Below are 22,150 nucleotides of genomic sequence, written 5' to 3'. Positions count from 1 at the left end.
TTGAGAGGAGCCTGTGTTCTGGTGACTCGCAGGCGCAGGCAAAAGTTTCGGCCGGCAGATGCGCGGACAGATCGTGTTACACCTGATGAGAAACTATTTAGTGTCGCAGGCCGAACCCAAGGCGTAGCGTGTTATCGAAAGCACGTACTCCTTGTCCTCGAGAGGCTATGTCATGAACAGCTGTGTGCGTCACCTTGCAGTGCTGGCGTTGGGCCTGGTACTCATGCCATTGGCCCAGGCGCAAAGCCTGCCTGGCCGTAGCGACTCCAACAACAGCCCTATCCATCGGGCGAACCCCAACAGCATGCAGGGCACCCAGCCCAATGCGCCGGCTACTCGCGGGATCCAGACCGGGCCGACCAGCCCGGCGCCGACAGTAGAAAACGGCGGCATCGGTAACCGCTATCCAAAACGCGATGCCGCCCCCAGCCGCCCAGCGACCGAAACCAAAGCGCCCACCTATGATGCCAACGGCAATCGCCGGTAAGGACTCTGCCTTATGTTTGCACGCAAAACCCTGTTAGCTGCCATTTGCGCCTCTGTCATGTTTCCCTTGTCGGCAGCGTATGCCGCCGATGCCCAGCAGTTCCCCAGTGAGCAAGGCAGCATCTCTGCCACGCCAATTGCCAAAGGCCTGGATCACCCTTGGGCGGTGGCATTTCTGCCGGATAAACAAGGTTTTCTGGTGACCGAGCGCCCGGGCCACCTGCGCTTTGTCAGCCCGGACGGCAAGCTGTCGACGCCGCTGACGGGCGTGCCCGACGTGTGGGCCAAAGGGCAGGGCGGCTTGCTCGATGTGGTGCTGTCGCCCGACTTCAAACAGGACCGTATGGTCTACCTGTCGTACGCTGAAGGCGGCGGCAAGGGCGGCACCGCAGGGACCGCCGTGGGCCGTGGGCGATTGGCCGATGACTTGAGCGGTTTGAAGGACTTCAAGGTCATCCTGCGTCAGGAGCCCAAGCTCTCCACCGGTAACCATTTCGGTTCACGCCTGGCGTTCGACCGTGACGGCTACCTGTTTGTGACCCTGGGCGAAAACAACGACCGCCCGACCGCCCAGGATCTGGACAAACTGCAAGGCAAGGTGGTGCGGATCTTCCCGGACGGCCGCGTGCCCGATGACAACCCCTTTGTGGGCCAGCCAGGCGTGCGTCCCGAAATCTGGTCCTACGGCCAGCGCAACCCGCAAGGGCTGGCGCTGAACCCCTGGAGCGGCACGATCTGGGAACATGAACACGGCCCGCGTGGCGGCGATGAAATCAATATCATCGAGCGCGGCAAAAACTACGGTTGGCCGCTCGCCACCCACGGCATCAACTATTCCCTGACGCCCATTCCAGAGGCCAAGGGCAAGGTGGTGGAAGGCACGGTGGCGCCGCATCACGTTTGGGAAAAGTCCCCGGGCATCAGTGGCATGGCGTTTTATGACGCTGACCGCTTCAAGCCGTGGCAGCACAACCTGTTTATCGGTGCCTTGGCCAGCCAGGAGTTGATTCGCCTGCAGTTCGACGGCGACAAGGTGATCCATGAAGAACGTCTGCTTGGCGACTTGAAGGCGCGGATCCGCGATGTGCGTCAGGGGCCGGATGGCTACCTGTATGTGCTGACGGATGAAGACAAGGGAACGTTGTACCGCGTGGGTCTGAATCAGGACTGAAGAGCACCGAAAGTGTGGGCGCTGGCTTGCCAGCTCCCACATTTTGTTCGTGCAGTGCTTAGAGACCCAGGTCCGACAACCCCGGATGATCATCCGGGCGTCGCCCCAGCGGCCAGTGGAACTTGCGCTCGCTTTCCTTGATCGGCAGGTCGTTGATGCAGGCAAAGCGGTTCGCCATCAGGCCATTCTCGTCAAACTCCCAATTCTCATTGCCGTAGGAACGGAACCAGTTGCCCGAGTCGTCGTGCCATTCGTAGGCATAACGTACTGCAATGCGGTTGTCGGTGAATGCCCACAGTTCCTTGATCAGCCGGTAATCCAGCTCCTTTGCCCATTTGCGGGTGAGAAAACCCTTGGCTTCTTCGCGGTTGTGCACGAACTCGGCGCGGTTACGCCATTGCGTGTCCAGGGTATAGGCCAGAGAAACGCGTTGCGGGTCACGTGAGTTCCAGCCATCTTCGGCCAAGCGCACTTTTTCAATGGCCGTTTCGCGGGTAAACGGCGGCAGTGGCGGGCGAGTTTCTGTTGTCGAGGTCATTCGGCAGCTCCTTAACACAATGAGGTTTAATCGAAAGTTGCAAGTTGAATGCGTTCAAAGTCCCAATAACGTTCGCGCCATGCATTGCGCATTATCGGCAGCCGTTGAATCACCCATTACCAACGCAACCGTAATGGCGCCATCGATCAGAATCAGCAGTTGCGCGGCCTGCTGCTGCGGGTCGGGGGTGCCATGTGCTTCACACAGCTCGAGCGCGTACTCGAACAGTTTCTGTTTATGCGCCTTGGCCAGCAGGCGCACCGGGTCTTGCGCATCGCCGGTTTCACCACTGGTGTTGATAAAGGCGCAGCCACGAAAATCCGCCGAGCCGAACCAGTTTTTCAGTGCGCTGAATAACGCCAGCAGACGTTCACCGCTGCCCTCGCTGCGTTCTACTTCGGTGCGCAGCCACTGCATCCAGCGTTCATCACGGCGTTGCAGGGCGGCTATCACCAGTTCGTCTTTATTGGCGAAATAGCGGTAAATACTTTTGCGCGAAACACCGGCGGTTTTCACCAGAAAGTCCATGCCGGTGGCGGCGATGCCATGGCGATAGATCAACTTTTCGGTGACGTCGAGGATGATGTCGCGGGTTTCATTACTGATCATGTCGTTCATGTATTGCACAGTAGAACGACCGTTCTCCATGGTCAATTAAAATTTTTCCATCTGTAACAGCGAGACCTTGGGACCCCCATGGTGTAAGCTCTGGGCCTCTTCGGATTCGACCCATTGCGAGCCTTATGCCGTCGTTCTTCAAACGCTCTCTGTTGCCAAAACTGCGCGGTTTCCCACTTTCCAGCGACGCCATTGACGTGCTGTCCGGCGCCGATGCGTTCCGGCGTTGCCTGCTGGAGAAAATCCCCCAGGCCACGCGGCGTATCTACATTGTTGCGCTGTATTTGCAGCAGGACGAGGCGGGGCAGGAGATTTACGACGCTTTGCATGCGGCCAAGGCCGCGCGGCCAGCGTTGGATATCGTGGTGGTGGTCGACTGGTTGCGTGCCCAGCGCGGTCTGATCGGCGCCGGCAAGCAACCCGGTAACAGTGCCTGGTACCAGGCCATGACCCAGTCCCACAGCAGCGAAGTGCCAGTGTACGGCGTGCCGGTACAAACCCGCGAACTGTTTGGCGTGCTGCACCTCAAGGGGTTTGTGATCGATGACAGCGTGCTGTACAGCGGCGCAAGCTTGAACAATGTGTACCTGCACAAGTTCGACAAATACCGGTTTGACCGTTATCACCTGATCCACAGCCAGCCGCTGGCGGACTCGATGCAGCATCTGGTTGAACATGGTCTCATCGCCTCCAAGGCCGTCCACCGCCTGGACCTGCCGAACCCGCCCACCACCCGCAGCCTGCGTAACGATATCGGCGACCTGCGCAGCCGCCTGAAGCACGCGGCTTACGACACCACGGCGGGGCAGTTGCCCAATGGCCACCTGGCCGTCAGCCCGTTGCTCGGTGTGGGCAAGAACAATCCGCTGAACCGGGTTGTTCTGGAACTGATCGCCAGTGCTCAGCATCAACTGACCATCTGTACGCCGTACTTCAACCTGCCGTTGCCGGTCACCCGGGAAGTCAACCGGGCGCTCGCGCGTGGTGTGAAAGTGGACATCATCGTCGGCGACAAAACCGCCAACGATTTCTACATCCCGCCGAGCGAGCCGTTCAAGGTGATCTCGGCGTTGCCCTACCTGTATGAAATCAGCCTGCGCCGTTTTGCCAAGCGCCATCAGCCCGTGATCGACAGCGGCCAATTGAACCTGCACCTGTGGCGCGACGGCGACAACACCTATCACCTCAAAGGCATGTGGGTTGACCAGCGCTACACCTTGCTCACAGGCAACAACCTCAACCCGCGCGCGTTCCGCCTGGACCTGGAAAACGGCCTGCTGATCGATGACCCGCAGGGGCAATGGCTGGGGCCGCGGCGCACCGAGCTGGCGCAGATTTTCCAGCACACCACGCGCATCGAAGGCTACCAACAGCTGCAGACGCTGGTGGATTATCCGCCAGCGGTCAGCAAGTTCCTGCGGCGGGTCAGCCGGGTGCGTATTGAGCGGTTGCTTTACCGGATTTTGTAGAACACAGAACTTTCTGAGTTAAGCTTCTGACTTTTCGCACCCTCTTGAGAAAATACTTACTTCTGAAGCTGGCCCTGCTTCGTACATTTGCGTTCGACAGTTCTTAGGGAAGAGAACTCTTGCCCTCCACTGGTACAGAGGAACCAGAAATGTCGAACGTTTCGTCCCATAATGCGTTTCAGGCCGGCTCTGCGAGGGGACCTTCGGTTATCCCTGCTGTCGCAGCCAACCCCTCACTTGATACTGAAGTTCGCGCCAGGCGCAGCCCGGAACACTCAACGTCTTCCAGGCAGAAGTCTTCATGGACACTTGAACCCTTATCTCCCCCCAGCGCCGAAGCGTCCTCTGCCGCTGACAGTGCGTTAATCAGGTCGCTGGACGCGTCGTCCATTCAGCCTGGCGTACGCACACGAATCGTCATTGACCCTGCCACGACAATTTTTCCACTCTTCGAGGCCTATCGAGCTGCGTTTAATACGCCGGAGCTGCGGGCGTGGTTCCAGAAACATGGCATTGCGATGTCAACCGTGGTGGTCAAGCCGGACTCGGTCAGTGGCATCGTAAGCCGTGAGGGTGTGACGAGCCTGCAAACATTCAATACCCACGACGGGTCCGGCTGGTGGCAGATCAGTGCAAGGCTGCGCTCCGCCGTGCAGGCGCTTGATCCCGAAGGCAAAGGCTTGCCCTATGTTCAACAGAACGCCGATACCTTTGACTACAATGCAGCGTTGCGCTGGCATGCAAGCCAAGCCCCGGCCAGTGAAGGCAATGCTGCGTCGGTTGCTGGCGTGGTTGCGCTGTCCCCTCAACGAAAGGCTGTGCTTGAGGCGCAGATAAACACCGTCAGGAACAGCATTGATGCTCTGGATCAGCGTGCCAGCCTGGCAAAAACGCTGACAGCGCTTATTGCAGGCCAGGACGATGACAAAACAGTGTCGTTGGCCGACCTGGACGTTGAGGTCAGCAGCCGTTCGACGTTGGTGCGCAACGGCAGCGGCAAGGTCTTTATCGGTGACGTGTTGCACGACTATGGCGTACCGTTGCCAAAGACGGTGGGCGATGTTCGAAACGCCGTACGCTGGCTCACTACAGCGTTGCCACCGCCTGTACCCAACGGGAATTACACCTCCCATTTGCTATCGACGAAATGGGCCCCGGGAAGCCTGTCTATCACCGACAAGCTTTATCTGATCCAGTTAAACAACCATGACGTTCCCAGCAAATCGAGCGCGTACAACCTCCTGGCGATGCTGAATAACGGGAATATTCTTGATCGGTATTCCGATAAGGTTCTGCGTGCTGAAGCCGATCGTTTTCTGGGCCAGTTGCTCAGTGACTCATCGTCCTTGTACTGGGGGGAAGTCTTTGCCCAGGAGCAGGGATACCACGGGGCGTCAGGCACCAAGGACATGTCGGATCATGAGCGCGGCCAGTGGCTGCTCGCGGCCATCAAACTGCAGATTGATTCTGACTCTCCGGGGCGTGCCGGGTCCCTTGCCGGCTACGATATTTATCAGTCTGCCAACAGTGGGCGTACCGTGGGTGAGGTGCGTGCAGATATTGAAACCCATCTCAAGCAGAACAAGTTACTCGATCCCCGAGCCGCGCCTTTGATTGCCCACTTGTTTCTGGCGAGTGTGGCGCCTGAGTTCCTGGTCAAGGGTGTCTCGCAAATACGCATGGGCTCTGCGCAATGGACAGACTTGCGCTTGGGGGTTGCCATTGCTGAGCATTTGGGAGGGCCAGGCGCTTCCCGTGCCATGAGTGATTCCCAAATCATGGGGCTTTCCCGACTGCACCCGCGTACGCCGGACGAGGCTGCTCTGTTTGAAAATTACGGGATGAATGCATTGCTCGATTGGGGGCTGATGCGCGGGGTCTACACAGAGCCGGCTGACGGTCGGTATACACCACAGATCTACCAGAAGACGGTCAAAGCCTTTGAAGCCGAACGGGAAGAGATGACCACGGCCGCCAAAACGTTTATTGCGCCGCTTCCTACCCGAGAAAATATAGCGATTGCGCACCTGCATAAAATGTTTCCGGAGCGCAGCATTGAACAAATCAAAGCATTAAGGGTGCACATCGCAGACCCGGATGTAGGCCGCAAAATGCTGCCTTCGGAACCGCGTACACGTTCGTTGCTTGAGACCTACATGACCGGCGATCTGATCAAGGGCCGCTGGATGTTGTTGGAACCTGGGCAGCCGCTGCCTGTACCCGCTGAACACAAGACACCTTATGACGTTCACCGGTTTTTCAGTGCCAAGCAACAACAGGAAATTGACGCAAACGTTAAGGCCCTGGATGCCCGGATCACGGTCCCGTCGACGCTGGATGAGAACTTGGTCGATGCGGTCGACACTTATTTGGGCAATCTCAAGCAGGGTTTGGGCAGCGTCACGAAACGAATGATTGCGGACTTGCCATTGGCTGATCGCCAGTCACTCGAGTTTGGCAACGTGGAGCTGTTTGCCTTGCGTGGTCAAACTGACGTGCCAACGGTGGAACAGACTGCCCAAGGCGTGGAGGAACGGCGCGGGCGCAAAGGCACCTTGATACGCAGTGAATACAAGGGCGTGATCCGCTATTTCGAGGTGTTCCCCGACAAAATGCTGATGGTCAAGCGCGAAGACCTGGCGGCTCAACTGAGCCTTGACGGTGTGATGCAAACCCATCCAAAGACGTATGGACCTTGGGCGCCCAGTAACACGCAATTGCAAAACGGGCGGGTTGAGCCCTTTGATTTCAATGCTTACACCAGCGATGCAATGCCCAGGCCGGACGCAAAGTCGACCGGCGTCATTATTGAAAAACTCGGGGATACCCTCGTTCCTGACGCAGACGCGGCGAGCAGGGCAACCGATGACGTTGTCCCGAACAGTTTTTCTTCGACTCAAACCCAGGCGATTGTCGACCGCATAATGCAAGGCAACTTTGTTCATCACCGCGACACCGTACTGGATAACGCCCGTGGCAAGTTGCCGCTGGAGCAGCAGCGTGAACTTTTGCAAAACAATAAACGCATTTTGCTGGGCATGATCCCTTTTGTAGGTGCAATCAAGGATCTGACCGAAGGCAATATCGTCGACGGTACACGGGGGTTGATTATTGACCTGAGTGGGGCCTTGCTGGGAGGCGCCGGCCAGTCCCTGAAGGCTTTTGCCAAATCTACAAAGGTCGTCGCTCCTTTCGGAACCAAGGCCTTTAGTGTGCTGCAATCGGGCGTCAGGGTCGTCAGTGCCTTTTTAAATCCGCTGGATAGCTCTGCAGATTTGCTCGCCGGTGCCGCGAAGCGTCTCATCGCGTTTCCCAAAGTACTGAGCGGGGCGCCGAAATTATCGCACTTGACCAATGTAGTGAGCGTGGAGGAGAAGCTGCGTGCATTCCTTGGTGTTGAAGCCGGCAGTAGCCAGTTTTTTGCTACCCAGGGCGGCAGCAAGCAGGCTGCTGCCAACGGGCATAACCACTCGGTGCCGGTTCAAGCGATAGCAGTGGGGCAAAACTGGTACGCGGCCCACCCGAAAACCGGTTTGCCGACGGGAACACCACTGGACGGTTTTGAGCCGCTGAGCGAAACGGTTGCGCCTGCAGACCCTGATGGGGCAGCTGCAAGCAGCCGGTAAGCCCTTAAAAGCCCCGGCCATGCATGAGCGCATGGCCGGGGCTTTTTTATCAGTTCAAGCCCAGCTTGCCACGCAGGGTCGACAGGTCTTCAGCCAGGGTGTTGACCGGACCGACCAGGGCCTTGCGGTCGTTTTCCTTGACCTTGTCATAGGTCTCATAGCCGCCATCCTTGGTTTTGTACTTGGCCAGAATCTTGTCCACGGTGGCAAAGTTCTTGTCGACCTTGGCCAGGAAGGCTTTGTCTTGTTTTTCGATCTGGCCACGGAACAGGTCGACAATTTTCTTCGCGCCGTCGATGTTGCCCTGGAAGTCATACAGATCGGTGTGGCTGTAACGGTCTTCTTCACCCGAGATCTTGGTCGCAGCCACTTCTTCGAGCAGGGCTGCGGCGCCGCCGACGACTTTTTCCGGCGGGAAGGTCAGGCCGTCAACACGGGTTTTCAGATCGTTGACGTCGCTGTTGAGCTTGGCGGTCAGTGTTTCCAGACCTTTGGTGGTCTTCTCGGAGAACAGCACGTATTCGATGCGGTGGAAGCCGGTGAAGTCTTCGGCGGTCACGCCTTTTTCGTGGTCGTCGACGCGCGAATCGATAGAGGCGTCGAGGTCGCTGAACAGCTCGGCGATCGGCTCGATGGACTCATAGTGAACACGGGTCGGTGCGTAGAGCTTCTGCGCGGTGGCCAGGTCGCCTTTGTTGATGGCGTCGGTGAACGCTTTGGTCTGGGTGACCAGTTCGCCGATTTCTTCGGTTACGTAGATCTTGTAGTCCGAAACCGGGCCTACCAGGTCCAGCGGCGCGGTAGCGGCGAAGGCTGCCAGCGGCGAAAGGGTCATTAACAACGACAACGCAATAGTCGACTTCTTCATGGGACGGTATCCGCTCTGAGGTGTGTTTTATTTAAGCTTTGGCAGTGGTTTGGGAGTGCGTTGCAGCGAGTAGCGTGCGCCCCAGGAAATCCTTGGGCCCGATGACCCCCGGCAAGGTGAAGAAATACCCGCCGCCGACCGGCTTGAGGTATTCCTCCAGAGGCTCGCCGTTGAGCCGGGTTTGCACGCTGATAAAACCTTTCTCCAGGTCAGCCTGGTAGCAGATGAACAACAGCCCCATGTCCAGCTGACCGTTTTTGTTGACGCCGTTGGAGTAGTTGAACGGCCGGCGCAGAATCAGGTTGGCCTGGGTCTGCGGGGTGCGCGGGTTGGCCAGGCGGATGTGGGCATCGAGCTTGGTCAACTTGCCTTCCGGGTCCTTGCTGTAGTCGGGAACCTGGGTTTCCTTTTCACCATCCATGGGCGCGCCGGTCGGTTTGACGCGGCCGATGATGCTTTCCTGCTCTTGCAGCGGGGTACGGTCCCAGCGCTCGACGAAGTTGCGGATGATGCGCACGGCCTGGTAGCTGCCGTTTGCAGCCCAGGCGGGCTCGTCGCTGCCCGGTTGCACCCAGACGATTTGGTCCATGGCCTTGTCGTCGTTGGAGTTCGGGTTGGCCGAACCGTCACGGAAACCGAGGAAATTGCGTGCACTTTGCGCCGGCTCGCCCGGCTTGGCCGGGGCCTGGGGCGGCACACTGCCTTCTTGCTTCCAGCGCACCAGCAGCAGGTCCGGCAGGTTCTTCACGATGTCGCGCAGGGCGTGAATATTGGTGTCCGGGGTGTTGGACGAAAATTGCAGGCTCAGGTCGCCGTGGCACTGCGCCGGTTCCAGTGCGTCGTTGGGAAAGCCGACCATGCGGCTCAAACGCTTGGGTTTGGCGGCGGTGAGGCCGAAGCGCTCGTCGAACAGCGACTCGCCGACCGACACGGTGATGGTCAGGTTGTCGGGCGTGACGACCGGGCCGAGGATGCCGGAGTCGGTGGGCGGCAGCTTTGGGTCGACTTGCGGCACGGTGCCGCCGGTCATCAGAAAGCTGATGCGCTCGTTCAAGGTGCGGAACAGGCGCTCCAGGTCTTCACGGTCACTGGCCAGCACATCGAACGCCACGAGCATGCCGCAGGCGGGGCGCGGTGTGACGATGCCGGTCTGGTGCTTGCCGAAAAAGTCGTGGTGGTCCTGGGTCTTGTCACTGCGCGGTGCGGTGGTGACCTGTTCGGCGGCGGCCGCCATGGCCGGGCAGGTCAGGGTGCTGCCGGCAATGGCTGCGCCGGTGGCGGCCATGCCCAGCAGGACACGGCGGCGCTGAAGGTTAAGCTGTTCTGAATCACTCATCTGTGCGGTCGTCTTCACTGCAGGCCGGAAAGGCCAAGGGCGGGGTCGATTCCATCGAGTGCAACGGCCAGAGCCTTGGCCTTGTCGGCGATCTGCTTGCGCTGATCGGCGGTAACGCTGTCGTACGTGCTGTAGCCGTTATTGACCTTCAAACCATTGAGTTCAGCATCGAAAGCACTGAGGGCGCTGTCGATTTTCGGCAGCAGGTCGGCGGCGGACTTGGTCAGCAAAGGACGCATCAGCTCGACCACTTTGTGCGCGACTTCCAGGTTGGCGGCAAAGCCGTTCAGGTCGATATGGCTGTAGCGCTCTTCTTCACCGCTGGCCGCGCGCACGTCGGCGAGGCTGTTGAGGTTACGCACCACAATGCCCACCAGTTGTTCCGGTGGCAGCGACTGCGACAGCAACTGTTGCTTGAGGGTGGTGACGTCGCTGACCAGGCGCTGGGCGACCGGGCTCAGGCCATCAAGGCTGCGCTGTTGGAACAGGCTGTATTCGATGCGGTGGAAGCCGCTGAAGGCCGGGTCCTGTTCGCGTTTTTCAAAATAATCCGCGCGGGCATTAATGGCGTTGTCCAGCTCGGCCAGGCGTTGCGATGCCGGCGCCAGCCGCTGGTAGGCCTCGCGGGCCGGCACGTAAAGCGCCTGGGCCTGGGCCAGGTCACCGGCGTCGATAGCGTTTTGCAGCGCCGTCGCAGCCTTGACCAGGGCGCTGCCCTGGCCGCTCAGGTACACGCGAAATTCCGACAGCGGGCCGATAAACGCCACCATCGACGGTTTGGCCTTGGCTTGGGCGTCGGACTCCGCAGTCGGCGTCACATGCAGGGTGCCACGCGGGTTACTCAGCAGCCCGCAGGTGATTGCGTAGTCGCCGGGCGACAGGTTGGCGTTGATCACCTGGCTCAAGCCCGGGGCGATGTTTTCGCGCTCTTCAATCACCAGCACGCCGTCGAGGATTTCCCATTCCACCGCGCGGTCGGAACGGTTGATGATGCGAAAGCTGGCGCGCCCGGCGGGCACGGTCAGTTCGTTGGGCTCGCAGGCGTGAGCATGAATGGTCACGGCGATTTCATTGTGGTTGGTCTGGCGCTTGGCGGCAGCCAACTGCGAGGCGTAATAGAACAGTGCACCGGCGGCGATCATCACGACCACCGACCCGGCCACCGCCCAGCGCAAGGCGCGCGATGGCGGAGCGGGTTGAGGGGTTGGGTTGGACAAGAGACGGTCCTTACTGGCTGGAAGCGGAGGAAGGTTTGGCGACAGGCTTGGCGGGGGCCGAGGGCAGGAAGAACATCACCAGGGCCACTACCAGGTAAATCAGATAGGCACCCAGGGTGCTTACGGTCGGCGCTTCCTGGTAGCCGAACATCCCGGCCAGTACCGAGCCCAGCGGGCTGTCCATCGGCAACACGGCGCTGAAATCGAACAGCACGGTTTGCAGGTGGTTCCACACGCCAGCTTCGTGCAAGGCCTGCACCGAGTTGGCGAGAATGCCGGCAGCCACCACCAGGATGAACAGGCCGGTCCAGCGGAAGAACGCGCCGAGGTTCAGGCGCATGCTGCCGGAATAGATCAGGAAACCGACCACAATGGCCAGGATCAGGCCGAGCAGGGCGCCAATCGGCGCGCCGGGGCCTTCGCTTTGCTGGAACACGGCGAGCAGGAAAAACACAGTTTCCAGGCCTTCACGGGCCACGGCGAAAAACACCATGGCAATCAATGCGAACACCTGATGTTTGGAGCCGGCCAACGCGTGGTCGAGGGATTCGTGCAGGGCATGCTTGATGGACCGCGCCACCTTGCGCATCCAGAACACCATGGAACTGAGGATGCCCACGGCCACCAGGCCGACCACACCTTCGAAGAGTTCCTGTTGTTTTTGCGGGAATTCGGCGCTGACCAGTTCCAGGCCACCACCGACCAGCAGGGCCAGGGCGGCGGCAAGGAATACGCCGATCCACACGGCGGGCATCCACTGGCCGCGGCCGGTCTGTTGCAGGTAACTGGCGATGATGCCAACGATCAATGCCGCTTCAATGCCTTCGCGCAGCATGATTAAAAAGGGAACAAGCATTCAGCACCGCATCAAGACTGGATAGGATGCTAATTTGTAACATAATGATACTCATTACTAAACAGTGAATGTTGACCTTTGCTGAACTGCTGCTGAACGGTGGTGGCGAATCGCAACCGCCCTTATGATGCATGCCATGTTTATGTAGAGCTCAATAGCCGACTTCCCATGGCGGAAAAAGACACCATTTCCATCCACTTGGTGCGCGAAGCCCTGTTGCAGAGCTGCGCGCCCGGCGCTCCGACACTTGAAGCCCTGAGCAAGGCCGGCATCGATCCGGCGTTGCTGGCGCAGCCCCATGGCCGCGTACCGGCCACGGCGTATGCGCGTTTGTGGCGTCTGCTCGCCCGGCGCCTGGACGATGAGTTTTTCGGCATGGACCCGCGCAAGCTCAAGTCCGGTAGCTTCGAGTTTCTGTGTCATAGCGCCATGGCCCAGCCGAATCTGGGCGCCAGCCTTCAAACGGGCCTGCAGTTTATGTCATTAATGCTCGACCAGCTGCCTGCACAACTGGTACGCCAGCAGAGCCTGGCGGAAATCGTGCTGCTGGAGCCCGAGGTGCCGCCCCGGCGCGCATTCACCTACTTTGCCTACTGGATGATTGTTCACGGCGTGGCGTGCTGGCTGGCAGGGCGGCGCATTCCGATTCTCGCCATTGAGCTGCGCTGCCCGCAGCCGGATTTCTGTGATGACTACCGGGTGATGTTTTCCGACAACCTGCGCTTTGATCGTGCGCGTACGCGAATGATCTTTTCTGCCGATTGCCTGGACGTGCCGATCAAGCGCAGTGCCAATGAACTCAAGCGGTTTCTGGCGCAGGCACCGGCCAATATTCTGGTGAAGTACCGCGACCCGCAAAGCCTGGCAACGCGGATCAAACACGATTTGCGCCAACTGCCGGCCGAGACCTGGCCGGAAACCGAGGGGCTCGCGGCCTCCTTATGCATTTCCGCGTCGACGTTGCGTCGCCGGTTGGCCGAGGAAGGGCAGACCTATCAGGGGCTCAAGGACAGCGTGCGCAAGGAGTTGGCGATTGTGTGGCTGGCGGAACCGCACATTAGCTTTGCCGAGATCGCGGCGCGCTTGGGGTTTGCCGATGCCAGTTCGTTTTACAAGGCGTTTCGTAAGTGGTCGGGGTCGAATCCGGGGCATTACCGCAGTTTGATTCTCAACGAGGCCGGGTGAACATTCGGGCAAAAAAAGGGACAGCCCAGGGTTAATGGTGCTGTCCCGTCAACCTTTCAGGTTTGGCCCTTATGTTGGAACAAAGCTCACTTGCCCTGTCGCTTGGTTGGCGACAAGCGCCACCCGTGAATTGGGCACAAAGGCCATATTTGCCGCGTTGCCGAAGCCCGTGTGGCGTTTGGTGACTTGCAGCGTATTGGTGTCGATAACGTAAACCGAACTGCGATAGGCCGATGCGCCTACTGCTCCCGGGTCACTGCCTGACACCCAGAGTTCTGGAGCATTCGTATTTAGCGCAAGGCCCCAAGCGTTAGGGACCATTATCTTGTTGCCGACAATGGCGTTTGTCAGAGGGTTGACCACGGAAATACCACTCTCGTCAGCAACATAGGCGCGAGCGACAGGCAGGTTACCCGGATTAAACGCGATATGCACCGTTCTACCGACCCCCGGGATTTTTGCCAACAGGCCGCCATAGCCATTGGCATTGATAATCCCCACCGCCGATTGAAAGGCGATCCAGACCTGGGTCTGCTCCGGGTTGACCGTCAAACCAAAGGGCGCACTGGCCGTGGGAATACGGTTAATGTTGGTATTCATTGCCGTTTCATAGACATGCACGACGCCAGTGTTGGTGCAGGCCACAAACAATCGCGCACCATCTTCGGTGAGTGCGAGCGCCGATACATTGCCGCCGCCCGTGAGCGGAACGGTCTTGAGTATCTGGTAGGTCGTTGTACTGATAACGTAGTAACACCCGCCAAGAAAACTGCCGACATACAAGCGGCTATCATCCGGGCTCAATACCGATCCAAAAGGTGACGACACCCCGAAAATGGTCGTGATGACCCGCCTCGTGAGGGTATCAAGCACTGAAATCGAATTGCTGTCCCGGCAAGGTACAAAGGCCTTTTGCCCATCTCGAGTGACGCTGATGGCGTGCGGCCCCAAGCCCACGGCAACCGTCGGGCTCACTCCACCGCTCTGTGCTTGAACGGTCAGCTCCTGAGCAAGCGATGGTGTTGTAATGCCTCCCTCCGTCACCTCATAAATCAGCTTGACCAGTTGGCCGGCGGCTTGGGTGAGAAGCTGCGCGCTGAAGAGCAAAGACACAGCGCCGGTGCTCGACCCAGTCACCGTGCCCAAAACGACTGAGCTGCCATTTGCAAGGACCGCACTGAGCCTGATCGTTTGCGCAGCATTCATATTGGCGAACGCCACTCTCACGTTGGCCCCATTCGGATAGTTCTGCGTGTTGACTGTTTGAGGCCCTGCCACATTGTTGAATTCTGGCGCCGGATAGGTCGTCGGCAACTGCACGGCCAATATCGGATACGAATTGCGTCCCGATCTTCCAATCTGTCTTCCAGTGGAGTCGAGTAACTCGAACGAGATGGCAAGAAACCCCCCACCGTTCTGAGCCAGTTGAAGGAGCGAGCTCTTGAGCGCAGTCGCATCTATAATCTCGCCGCGCACGTTCTGATGAGCCTTTGCCGGCAAGCGCACCGTCTGCTTCTTATTGTTCAAGTCGGTGAGGATAGCCGTTACCACAATTTGGTTGCCTTGGCCGGGCCGTATTGCGCGATCAGGTACCGCCTCGATGCTAAAGAGCAGAGTGCCGTGGATCGCCCAATTCACTCGATCTACGTCCAGATTGTTGATCAGCAACAGTGGAGGTAAAAACAGCCCTGGAATCAGGCTGTTGTACAAGATGTAAGGTGCGGAGAACTTATCCGGCCCGGCGGGGGTGTTGTTGACGACATCAATTACTGTGGTAATAAGCACGGGTTCTTCGACGTCCGCGGCCTGCGCGATCACCGATGGGGGGATGAACATGCGAAGCGGCCAGGGCCCGGCGATGTCTGCAGGCGTCAATGTCTTGTAGGTGGGCACCCCTGCGAAGAACGTTGTAATCCTGTCGTTTACCCTTCGATTCGCATAGGCGGAAATCAGGGCCCATAGCCCGTTTGTTAACACATCGCGACCAATCGACGAGAATTGCGGCAGATTTTCAGCCACCACAGTCAAACCGCTGTGGCCCCGGTCATCAACGATGCGGTCAATACCACCCGGTGTGTCTCTCTTGTTCAGATACGTTACGAGGGGCGAGAAGCTGAGCTGCCCACTACCGATGCGCTTGACCATCGCGTAGGTAGTCACCACACCGTTCGGCATGTCGCTTGAGGCAACCCTTAGGGAATAACGATTTGTCAGGCTCCCAACTTTATTTTTGGCAACTTCTCTGCCATTGACGAACATAGAATATTCATCGCCGATCGCGATACGAAACCACGCTTCGAGCCAGAACCAGGCGTCAGGCTCCAACCCGCGTATGCCCTCCCCCTTGTCAGCCACTTCAGGGGTTGGAGGGGTGCTTCCCAGTTGGGTTTCAAAGCTCGCTTCGGGCGAATCCAGGCTTACGTCAGCTCCGGGGCTGGTTGGCGTTGTCATCATCATCACCTTGCTGAGTGAGCGCGCGGACACCGCGCGTCGGGTAAGGTGAATCAAACGCTTGGGGCAGGGGTTGGATCTACTGTCAGAATTGACAGTGGCGATGAATGGCAAGCATCAGCAGCCAGTCAAGCGGTGGGTGTTCGAATGATTTGAGCGGGCGAAAAAAAGCCCCGCGACCGAATGGACCGCAGGGCTAAAAATTGGCTGGATGCGACCAACCAAAGGAGCTCTTTACATCACTTGGCGCTGGCCACCACGGTGTCCGGCTGCCAGCCACCGCCCAGCGCCTTGTAGATCGCGACGATGCCACGATACAAATCCACTTCGGCCTGGGCCTGCGAATCTTCGGCGGCCAGGCGCTCACGCTGCGCGTCAAGCAGCACCAGGAAATCCACCGTCCCTTCGCGATAACGAATCGCCGCCAGATCAGCCGCCGCACGGCTGGACTCACTCTGACGGATCAGCGAAACCAGACGCTGCTGGCGTTTACCGTAATCACTGAAAGCATTTTCCGATTCTTCCAGCGCCAGCAGCACTTGCTGCTCATAAGTCGCTAAAGCGCCGTCAGCTTCTGCGTTGGCGCCACGCAACCGCGCACGCACGCTGCCCAGGTCAAACGCTGCCCAGGTAATGCTCGGGCCCAAAGACCAGGCATTCGCCGCTGCAGAACCAATCTGAGAACCACGCCCGGCGGTAAAGCCGAGGAACCCGCTGAGGCTGACCCGTGGGAACAGGTCGGCCTTGGCCACGCCGATCCGCGCGGTGGCGGCGGCGAGTTTGCGCTCGGCGCTGAGGATGTCCGGGCGCCGTTGCAGCAGTTGCCCCGGGTCGCCAATCGGCAACGCCTTGGCAATCGCCGGCAGGTCTTTGGGGCTCAGGTCCACGGTCAGTTTGTCAGGGCGCTGGCCGAGGAGGGTGGCGATGCGGTTACGCTCGCGCACTTGTTCGGCTTGCAGTTGCGGCACGCTGGCTTCAACGGCGGCCAAGCGTGCATCGGCGCGTTCAACGTCAAGCTGATCACCCACGCCGGCATCCCGCAGGCTGACGGTGATAGTGCGCGATTCCTGCTGGTTCTTCAGGTTGTCCAGGGCGATGCGTTCACGCAGTTGAGCGCCGCGCAGTTGGCCGTAGGCGTCCACCAGTTCGGCAATCATGGTGACTTGCAGTTGGTACAGATCGGCTTCGGCGACTTGTTGGTCAGCGTCGCTGGCTTCCAGGTTGCGGCGGATACGGCCGAACAAGTCGACTTCCCAGGCCATGTCCAGGCCCAGGTCGTAGCGTTCGCTGTTCACACGTTTAGTGGTCTGGCCCGGGATCTGGCCCTTGCCCACGTCGCTGCTGGCGCGAGTGGTGACCACTGGCATGATGTCGGTGGCCACGTCGTCACGGATGGCGCGGGCTGCCCGCAAGCGGGCAAAAGCGACACGCAAATCACGGTTACCTTGCAGCGACTGGGTGACCAGCTGGTTAAGGGTCGGGTCGTCAAACTGCTGCCACCAGATGCCTTCGTACTTGGCATGGTCGTAGCTTTTGGTGTCGGCGGCGGCCGTGATGTTGGCCGCCTCCAGTTTTTCGGTTTTGTAGTCCGGGCCCACGGCACAGGCGCTCAACGCCAGTACCAGCAAGCTCGGCAGGAATACTTTTACGCTCATTGCTGTGTCTCCAGCTTCAAGGCCTTGGCCGCTTTGCGCGCTTCGCTGCGCTCGACATAGCGACGGATCAGTACGTAGAACACTGGCGTCAGCAACAGGCCGAAGAAGGTCACACCGATCATCCCGGAGAACACCGCCACACCCATGGCATGACGCATCTCGGCACCGGCACCGCTGGACAACACCAGTGGCACCACACCCATGATGAAGGCGAACGAGGTCATCAGGATCGGCCGCAGACGCAGACGGCAGGCTTCCAGTACCGCAGCGAGCGGGTCGAGGCCTTCCTGCTGTTTATCCTTGGCGAACTCGACGATCAGAATCGCGTTCTTACAGGCCAGGCCCACCAGTACGATCAAGCCGATCTGGGTGAAGATGTTGTTGTCGCCGCCCGAGATGATCACCCCGGTGATGGCCGACAGCAGCGTCATCGGTACGATCAGGATCACCGCCAGTGGCAGGCTCCAGCTTTCGTATTGGGCGGCCAGTACCAGGAACGCCAGCAGTACGCAGAGCGGGAACACGAACAGCGCAGTGTTGCCCGAGAGGATTTGCTGATACGTCAGGTCAGTCCACTCGTAGGTCATGCCGTTGGGCAGTTCGTCTTTCAGCAGTTTTTCAATCGCGGCCTGAGCCTGGCCCGAGCTGTAGCCCGGTGCGGCGTTGCCGTTGATTTCTGCGGTGATAAAGCCGTTGTAGTGCATTACGCGGTCTGGCCCTGAGGTGTCGCTGACCTTGATGAAGGTCGCCAACGGGATCATCTCGCCTTTGTTGTTGCGCACTTTCAGCTGGCCGATCTGGTCTTCATCGAGGCGGAACTGCTGTTCAGCTTGAACGTTGACCTGGTAGGTGCGGCCAAAGCGGTTGAAGTCGTTGGCATACAGCGAACCCAGGTAGATCTGCAGGGTGTCGAAGATGTCGCTGATCGCCACGCCGTGGGTCTTGGCCTTTTCGCGGTCGATGGCAGCATCGACCTGCGGCACGTTGACCGTGTAGCTGGTGAACAGGCCAAACAACTCAGGTGTGGTACGGCTCTTGGTGATGATGTTCTGGGTTTCTTTGTACAGCTCGTCGTAACCCAGGTTGCCACGGTCTTCGATCTGCAGGCGGAAACCACCGATCGTACCCAGGCCCTGTACCGGCGGCGGTGGGAAGATCGCCATGTAGGCTTCCTGGATGCTGCTGTATTTGCCGTTGAGTGCACCGGCAATCGCACCGGCGGACATGCTCGGGTCTTTACGCTCGTCGAATGGCTTCAAGGTCACGAACACGATGCCGCTGTTCGGGCTGTTGGTGAAACCGTTGATCGACAGGCCCGGGAATGCGACGGCGCTTTCTACGCCCGGTTGCTTCAGCGCGATGTCGGACATGCGCTTGATCACGTCTTCGGTGCGGTCCAGGCTCGCGGCGTCCGGCAATTGGGCGAAGGCCACCAGGTATTGCTTGTCCTGGGCCGGTACGAAACCGGTTGGCGTTTGGGCAAAGCCCAGCCAGGTCAGGACCATCAGGCCGGCGTACAGGAACAGCGCGATACCACTGCCGCGAATCACTCGGCGAACGGTGCCGACGTAACCGTGGCTGGCTTTGACGAAGAAGCGGTTGAACGGGCGGAACAACCAGCCACCCAGCAACTTGTCGAGGAAGCGCGAGAAGCCATCCTTCGGTGCATCGTGGCCCTTGAGCAATACCGCCGCCAGAGCAGGGGACAAGGTCAGCGAGTTGAAGGCCGAAATCACCGTCGAGATCGCAATGGTCAAGGCGAACTGTTTGTAGAACTGCCCGGTCAAGCCGCTGATGAACGCAGCCGGGATGAACACCGCACACAGCACCAGGGCCGTGGCAATGATCGGGCCGGTCACTTCGCTCATGGCCTTTTCAGTGGCCGGGAACGGTTCCAGACCCAGTTCGATATTCCGCTCGACGTTTTCCACCACCACGATGGCGTCGTCCACCACGATACCGATCGCCAGTACCAGGCCGAACAGCGACAGCGCGTTGAGCGAGAAGCCAAACAGGTGCATCACCGCAAACGTACCGATCAAGGATACCGGTACCGCCACCAATGGAATGATCGAGGCGCGCCAGGTTTGCAGGAACAGGATTACTACCAGTACTACGAGGATCAACGCTTCGAACAGGGTGTGAACAACCGCTTCGATGGAGCCGCGCACGAAGATGGTTGGGTCATAGACGATGCTGAAGTCCATGCCTTCCGGGAAGCTCTTTTTCAGCTCCGCCATCTTGTCGCGTACTTCGTTGGAGATCTCGATGGCGTTGGAACCCGGGCGCTGGAAGATCGGGATCGCTACGGCCGGCTGGTTGTTGAGCAACGAGCGCAAGGCGTACTGGCTGGAGCCCAGTTCCACCCGTGCGATGTCTTTGAGGCGCGTGATTTCACCGTTGTCGCCGGAGCGAATGATGATGTTCTCGAACTCTTCCTCAGTGACCAGACGGCCCTGGGTGTTGATCGACAATTGGAAGCTGGTGGCATTCGGTGCAGGTTGTGCACCCAAGGCACCGGCCGCCACTTGGCGGTTCTGCTCGCGGATCGCGTTCACCACATCGGTGGCGGTCAGGTTGCGTGAAGCGGTCTTGTTCGGGTCCAGCCATACACGCAGGGAGTAATCGCCCATGCCGAACAGCTGTACATCACCCACGCCGCCCAAACGCGCCAGCTCGTCTTTGACGTTGAGCAAGGCATAGTTGGACAGGTAGAGCATGTCGTAACGCTTGTCCGGGGAGGTCAAGTGCACCACCATGGTCAGGTCGGGGGAGGCCTTGTCCACGGTAATACCGATGCGCGTCACTTCCTCAGGCAGTTTCGGCTGAGTCCGTGTCACACGGTTCTGCACCTGCACCTGCGCGTTGTCCAGGTCAGTCCCCAGGGCGAAGGTAATAGTGAGGGTCAGCTTGCCATCGGCGGTCGACTGCGAAGACATGTACAGCATGTTTTCGACGCCGGTGATGGCCTGCTCCAAAGGGGCAGCCACGGTTTCACCGATGACTTTGGGGTTGGCGCCCGGGAAGTTGGCACGCACCACCACGGTCGGCGGCACCACTTCCGGGTATTCGCTGATCGGCAGCTTGAACAGCGAGATCGCACCGGCGATCAGGATCAGCAGCGAGAGCACCGCTGCGAAGATCGGCCGCGAAATGAAGAACTTGGAAAAATTCATCTTGAGTCGTATCCCTTAACCGCGTGGAGTCGCAACGGCTGCGAGCTTGGGCGCGGTTTTTTCCGGCGCCACTTGCTCCAGGTTGCTGGCTTCAAGCGCTTGTCGTTGTTGTGCCAAGGCGGCGAGGGTTTCCTTGCTGGCCATCGGGATGGTTTCCGGTGCAACCGGCGACCCCGGGCGAATGCGCTGCAAGCCCTTCACGACGATGGTGTCGTCCTTGTTCAAGCCGCTGCGCACGATGCGCAGGCCTTCGATCTTCGGCCCCAGTTCCACCGCGCGATAAGCCGGCTTGTCGCCGTCCATCACCAGCACGAACTTCTTGCCCAGGTCGGTGCCGACCGCTTCGTCGTTGATCAGCACGGCGGAGTAGGTGCCGCTGCCGACCAGTTTGAGGCGTGCATACAGGCCCGGGGTGTACTCGCCCTTGCTGTTATCGAACACGGCGCGACCACGGATGGTGCCGGTGGCCGGGTTGACCTGGTTGTCGACAAAGTTCATCTGGCCCAGGTGCGGGTTGCCGGTTTCGTTGGACAGGCCCAGGTACACCGGGGTGGTTGCGCCACGGCGGCCTTCACGCGCCAGCTCGGTGTACTTGAGGTACACGCGCTCATCGGCGTCGAAGTAGGCGTAGACCTTGTCGGTTGAGACCACACTGGTCAGCGGGGTTGTGTCGGCGGTCACCAGGTTGCCGGCGGTGATTTCGGCACGGCTGACACGGCCGCTGATCGGCGACGTTACGCGGGTGAAGCTCAGGTTCAACTTGGCCAGGTCCAGTTGCGCCTGGATCCCGGCGACAGCCGCGCGGGCTTCCTGGGCGGCGGTGGTACGCGAATCGGCCAGTTCGGCGGAGATCGCGTTGCTCTGACGCAGGCGCTCGCCACGTTGCGCTTCATTATCGCTGCGGCTGGCGGCGGCTTTGGTCTGGGAGAGCTGGGCTTCGAGGCGGCGCACTTCAGCTTGGAACGGGCGCGGGTCGATCTGGAACAACAGGTCGCCTTTCTTCACCAGGGCACCTTCGGTGAAGGCCACCTGATCGATCTGGCCCGACACGCGCGGACGAATCTGCACGGTTTCCGGAGCTTCCAGGCGACCGGTGAATTCGTCCCACTCGTTGACCGGTTGTTCAAGCACCTTGGCCACGCTGACTTTCGCAGGGGGCATGGCGGCCGCTTGCTCCGGGGCTTTGCCGCATGCGCTCATCACCACCACGGCCAATATCGCCAGGGGGAAGCGCAAATGTTTGAGTGACTGTTCCATGAGGTGCATCCGCCAATGTATTTGAGATGGGCGGATCATGCGCGGCGATGTGCTATGTCACGAATCGAATGAAACAAAGGTAACTATCATTCGGAATGATATAAGCGCGAGATTAGCCCTCTAGCATGGGGGTTTCGTTAGGGGGCTATCAATGGGCGTGATGACAATAGACTGTTGCGCGCACGGCAAAGAACGTTGCCCGCTCTGCGAGGCATGGGCGGGCTGCCCGCCTGTTTGGGGT

The 22,150-nt window shown here is 59.4% G+C and carries 15 protein-coding genes; 5 read left to right on the top strand and 10 right to left on the bottom strand.

Annotation, left to right across the window (positions count from 1 at the left end; genetic code table 11):
- Positions 1 to 172: 172 nt before the first annotated feature.
- Together AB4P94_RS22670 and AB4P94_RS22665 are read left to right on the top strand one after the other, a co-directional pair.
- The gene (locus tag AB4P94_RS22670) at positions 173 to 487 is read left to right on the top strand and encodes a hypothetical protein (protein ID WP_395607557.1); all 315 of its coding nucleotides are present in this window, start codon (positions 173 to 175) and stop codon (positions 485 to 487) included.
- Between the two features lie 12 nt (positions 488 to 499).
- Positions 500 to 1,657 (top strand): PQQ-dependent sugar dehydrogenase, encoded by a 1,158-nt coding sequence (locus AB4P94_RS22665; RefSeq protein ID WP_395607556.1) that lies wholly within the window; start codon positions 500 to 502, stop codon positions 1,655 to 1,657.
- Between the two features lie 58 nt (positions 1,658 to 1,715).
- Here the strand turns inward: AB4P94_RS22665 and AB4P94_RS22660 are convergent, their stop codons facing one another.
- Together AB4P94_RS22660 and AB4P94_RS22655 are read right to left on the bottom strand one after the other, a co-directional pair.
- The gene (locus AB4P94_RS22660; protein WP_395607555.1) at positions 1,716 to 2,195 is read right to left on the bottom strand and encodes a DUF1348 family protein; all 480 of its coding nucleotides are present in this window, start codon (positions 2,193 to 2,195) and stop codon (positions 1,716 to 1,718) included.
- 54 nt (positions 2,196 to 2,249) lie between these two features.
- A complete protein-coding gene (locus AB4P94_RS22655; RefSeq protein ID WP_395607554.1) occupies positions 2,250 to 2,813 on the bottom strand; it encodes a TetR/AcrR family transcriptional regulator in 564 nt (187 codons plus the stop codon).
- Between the two features lie 125 nt (positions 2,814 to 2,938).
- Here AB4P94_RS22655 and pssA point away from each other — a divergent pair, with 125 nt between their 5' ends.
- Positions 2,939 to 4,282: a CDP-diacylglycerol--serine O-phosphatidyltransferase gene (pssA, locus tag AB4P94_RS22650; protein WP_395607553.1), complete on the top strand. Its 1,344-nt coding sequence runs from the start codon at positions 2,939 to 2,941 to the stop codon at positions 4,280 to 4,282.
- Positions 4,283 to 4,800: 518 nt separating this feature from the next.
- On the top strand, positions 4,801 to 7,908 hold the full coding sequence (locus tag AB4P94_RS22645) for a hypothetical protein (RefSeq protein WP_395607552.1): 3,108 nt from the start codon (positions 4,801 to 4,803) through the stop codon (positions 7,906 to 7,908).
- 49 nt (positions 7,909 to 7,957) lie between these two features.
- On the opposite strand, the gene efeO (AB4P94_RS22640) is transcribed toward AB4P94_RS22645, so the two are convergent.
- From efeO (AB4P94_RS22640) to efeU, 4 genes are read right to left on the bottom strand one after another with little or no spacing between them, the layout of a single operon-like run.
- Positions 7,958 to 8,776 (bottom strand): iron uptake system protein EfeO, encoded by an 819-nt coding sequence (gene efeO / locus AB4P94_RS22640; RefSeq protein WP_395607551.1) that lies wholly within the window; start codon positions 8,774 to 8,776, stop codon positions 7,958 to 7,960.
- A gap of 31 nt (positions 8,777 to 8,807) precedes the next feature.
- On the bottom strand, positions 8,808 to 10,112 hold the full coding sequence (gene efeB / locus AB4P94_RS22635; RefSeq protein WP_395607550.1) for an iron uptake transporter deferrochelatase/peroxidase subunit: 1,305 nt from the start codon (positions 10,110 to 10,112) through the stop codon (positions 8,808 to 8,810).
- A gap of 14 nt (positions 10,113 to 10,126) precedes the next feature.
- Positions 10,127 to 11,329, bottom strand: a complete 1,203-nt coding sequence (efeO, locus tag AB4P94_RS22630; RefSeq protein ID WP_395607549.1) for an iron uptake system protein EfeO — start codon at positions 11,327 to 11,329, stop codon at positions 10,127 to 10,129.
- Positions 11,330 to 11,339: 10 nt separating this feature from the next.
- The gene (efeU, locus tag AB4P94_RS22625) at positions 11,340 to 12,185 is read right to left on the bottom strand and encodes an iron uptake transporter permease EfeU (RefSeq protein ID WP_395607548.1); all 846 of its coding nucleotides are present in this window, start codon (positions 12,183 to 12,185) and stop codon (positions 11,340 to 11,342) included.
- Positions 12,186 to 12,353: 168 nt separating this feature from the next.
- Between efeU and AB4P94_RS22620 the strand changes: the two genes are divergently transcribed.
- The gene (locus AB4P94_RS22620) at positions 12,354 to 13,370 is read left to right on the top strand and encodes an AraC family transcriptional regulator (protein WP_395607547.1); all 1,017 of its coding nucleotides are present in this window, start codon (positions 12,354 to 12,356) and stop codon (positions 13,368 to 13,370) included.
- A gap of 69 nt (positions 13,371 to 13,439) precedes the next feature.
- On the opposite strand, the gene AB4P94_RS22615 is transcribed toward AB4P94_RS22620, so the two are convergent.
- From AB4P94_RS22615 to mexE, 4 genes are all read right to left on the bottom strand, one after another.
- Positions 13,440 to 15,821, bottom strand: a complete 2,382-nt coding sequence (locus AB4P94_RS22615) for a hypothetical protein (protein ID WP_395607546.1) — start codon at positions 15,819 to 15,821, stop codon at positions 13,440 to 13,442.
- A 239-nt stretch (positions 15,822 to 16,060) separates the two neighbouring features.
- Positions 16,061 to 17,476, bottom strand: coding sequence for an efflux transporter outer membrane subunit (locus tag AB4P94_RS22610; RefSeq protein ID WP_395607545.1), 1,416 nt, complete (start codon positions 17,474 to 17,476; stop codon positions 16,061 to 16,063).
- Positions 17,473 to 20,652 carry an efflux RND transporter permease subunit gene (locus AB4P94_RS22605; RefSeq protein ID WP_395607544.1) on the bottom strand — a complete coding sequence of 1,060 codons (3,180 nt, stop codon included), beginning with the start codon at positions 20,650 to 20,652 and terminating at the stop codon, positions 17,473 to 17,475. Before AB4P94_RS22605 ends, AB4P94_RS22610 begins: the two co-directional genes overlap by 4 nt.
- A gap of 15 nt (positions 20,653 to 20,667) precedes the next feature.
- Positions 20,668 to 21,909, bottom strand: coding sequence for a multidrug efflux RND transporter periplasmic adaptor subunit MexE (gene mexE / locus AB4P94_RS22600; RefSeq protein WP_395607543.1), 1,242 nt, complete (start codon positions 21,907 to 21,909; stop codon positions 20,668 to 20,670).
- Positions 21,910 to 22,150: the final 241 nt, after the last annotated feature.

The sequence above is a fragment of the Pseudomonas sp. B22129 genome (genome assembly GCF_044218875.1).
Taxonomy (GTDB): domain Bacteria; phylum Pseudomonadota; class Gammaproteobacteria; order Pseudomonadales; family Pseudomonadaceae; genus Aquipseudomonas.
The sequence above is the reverse complement of the archived record's forward strand: the minus strand, read 5'-3'. Positions and strand labels throughout refer to the sequence as shown.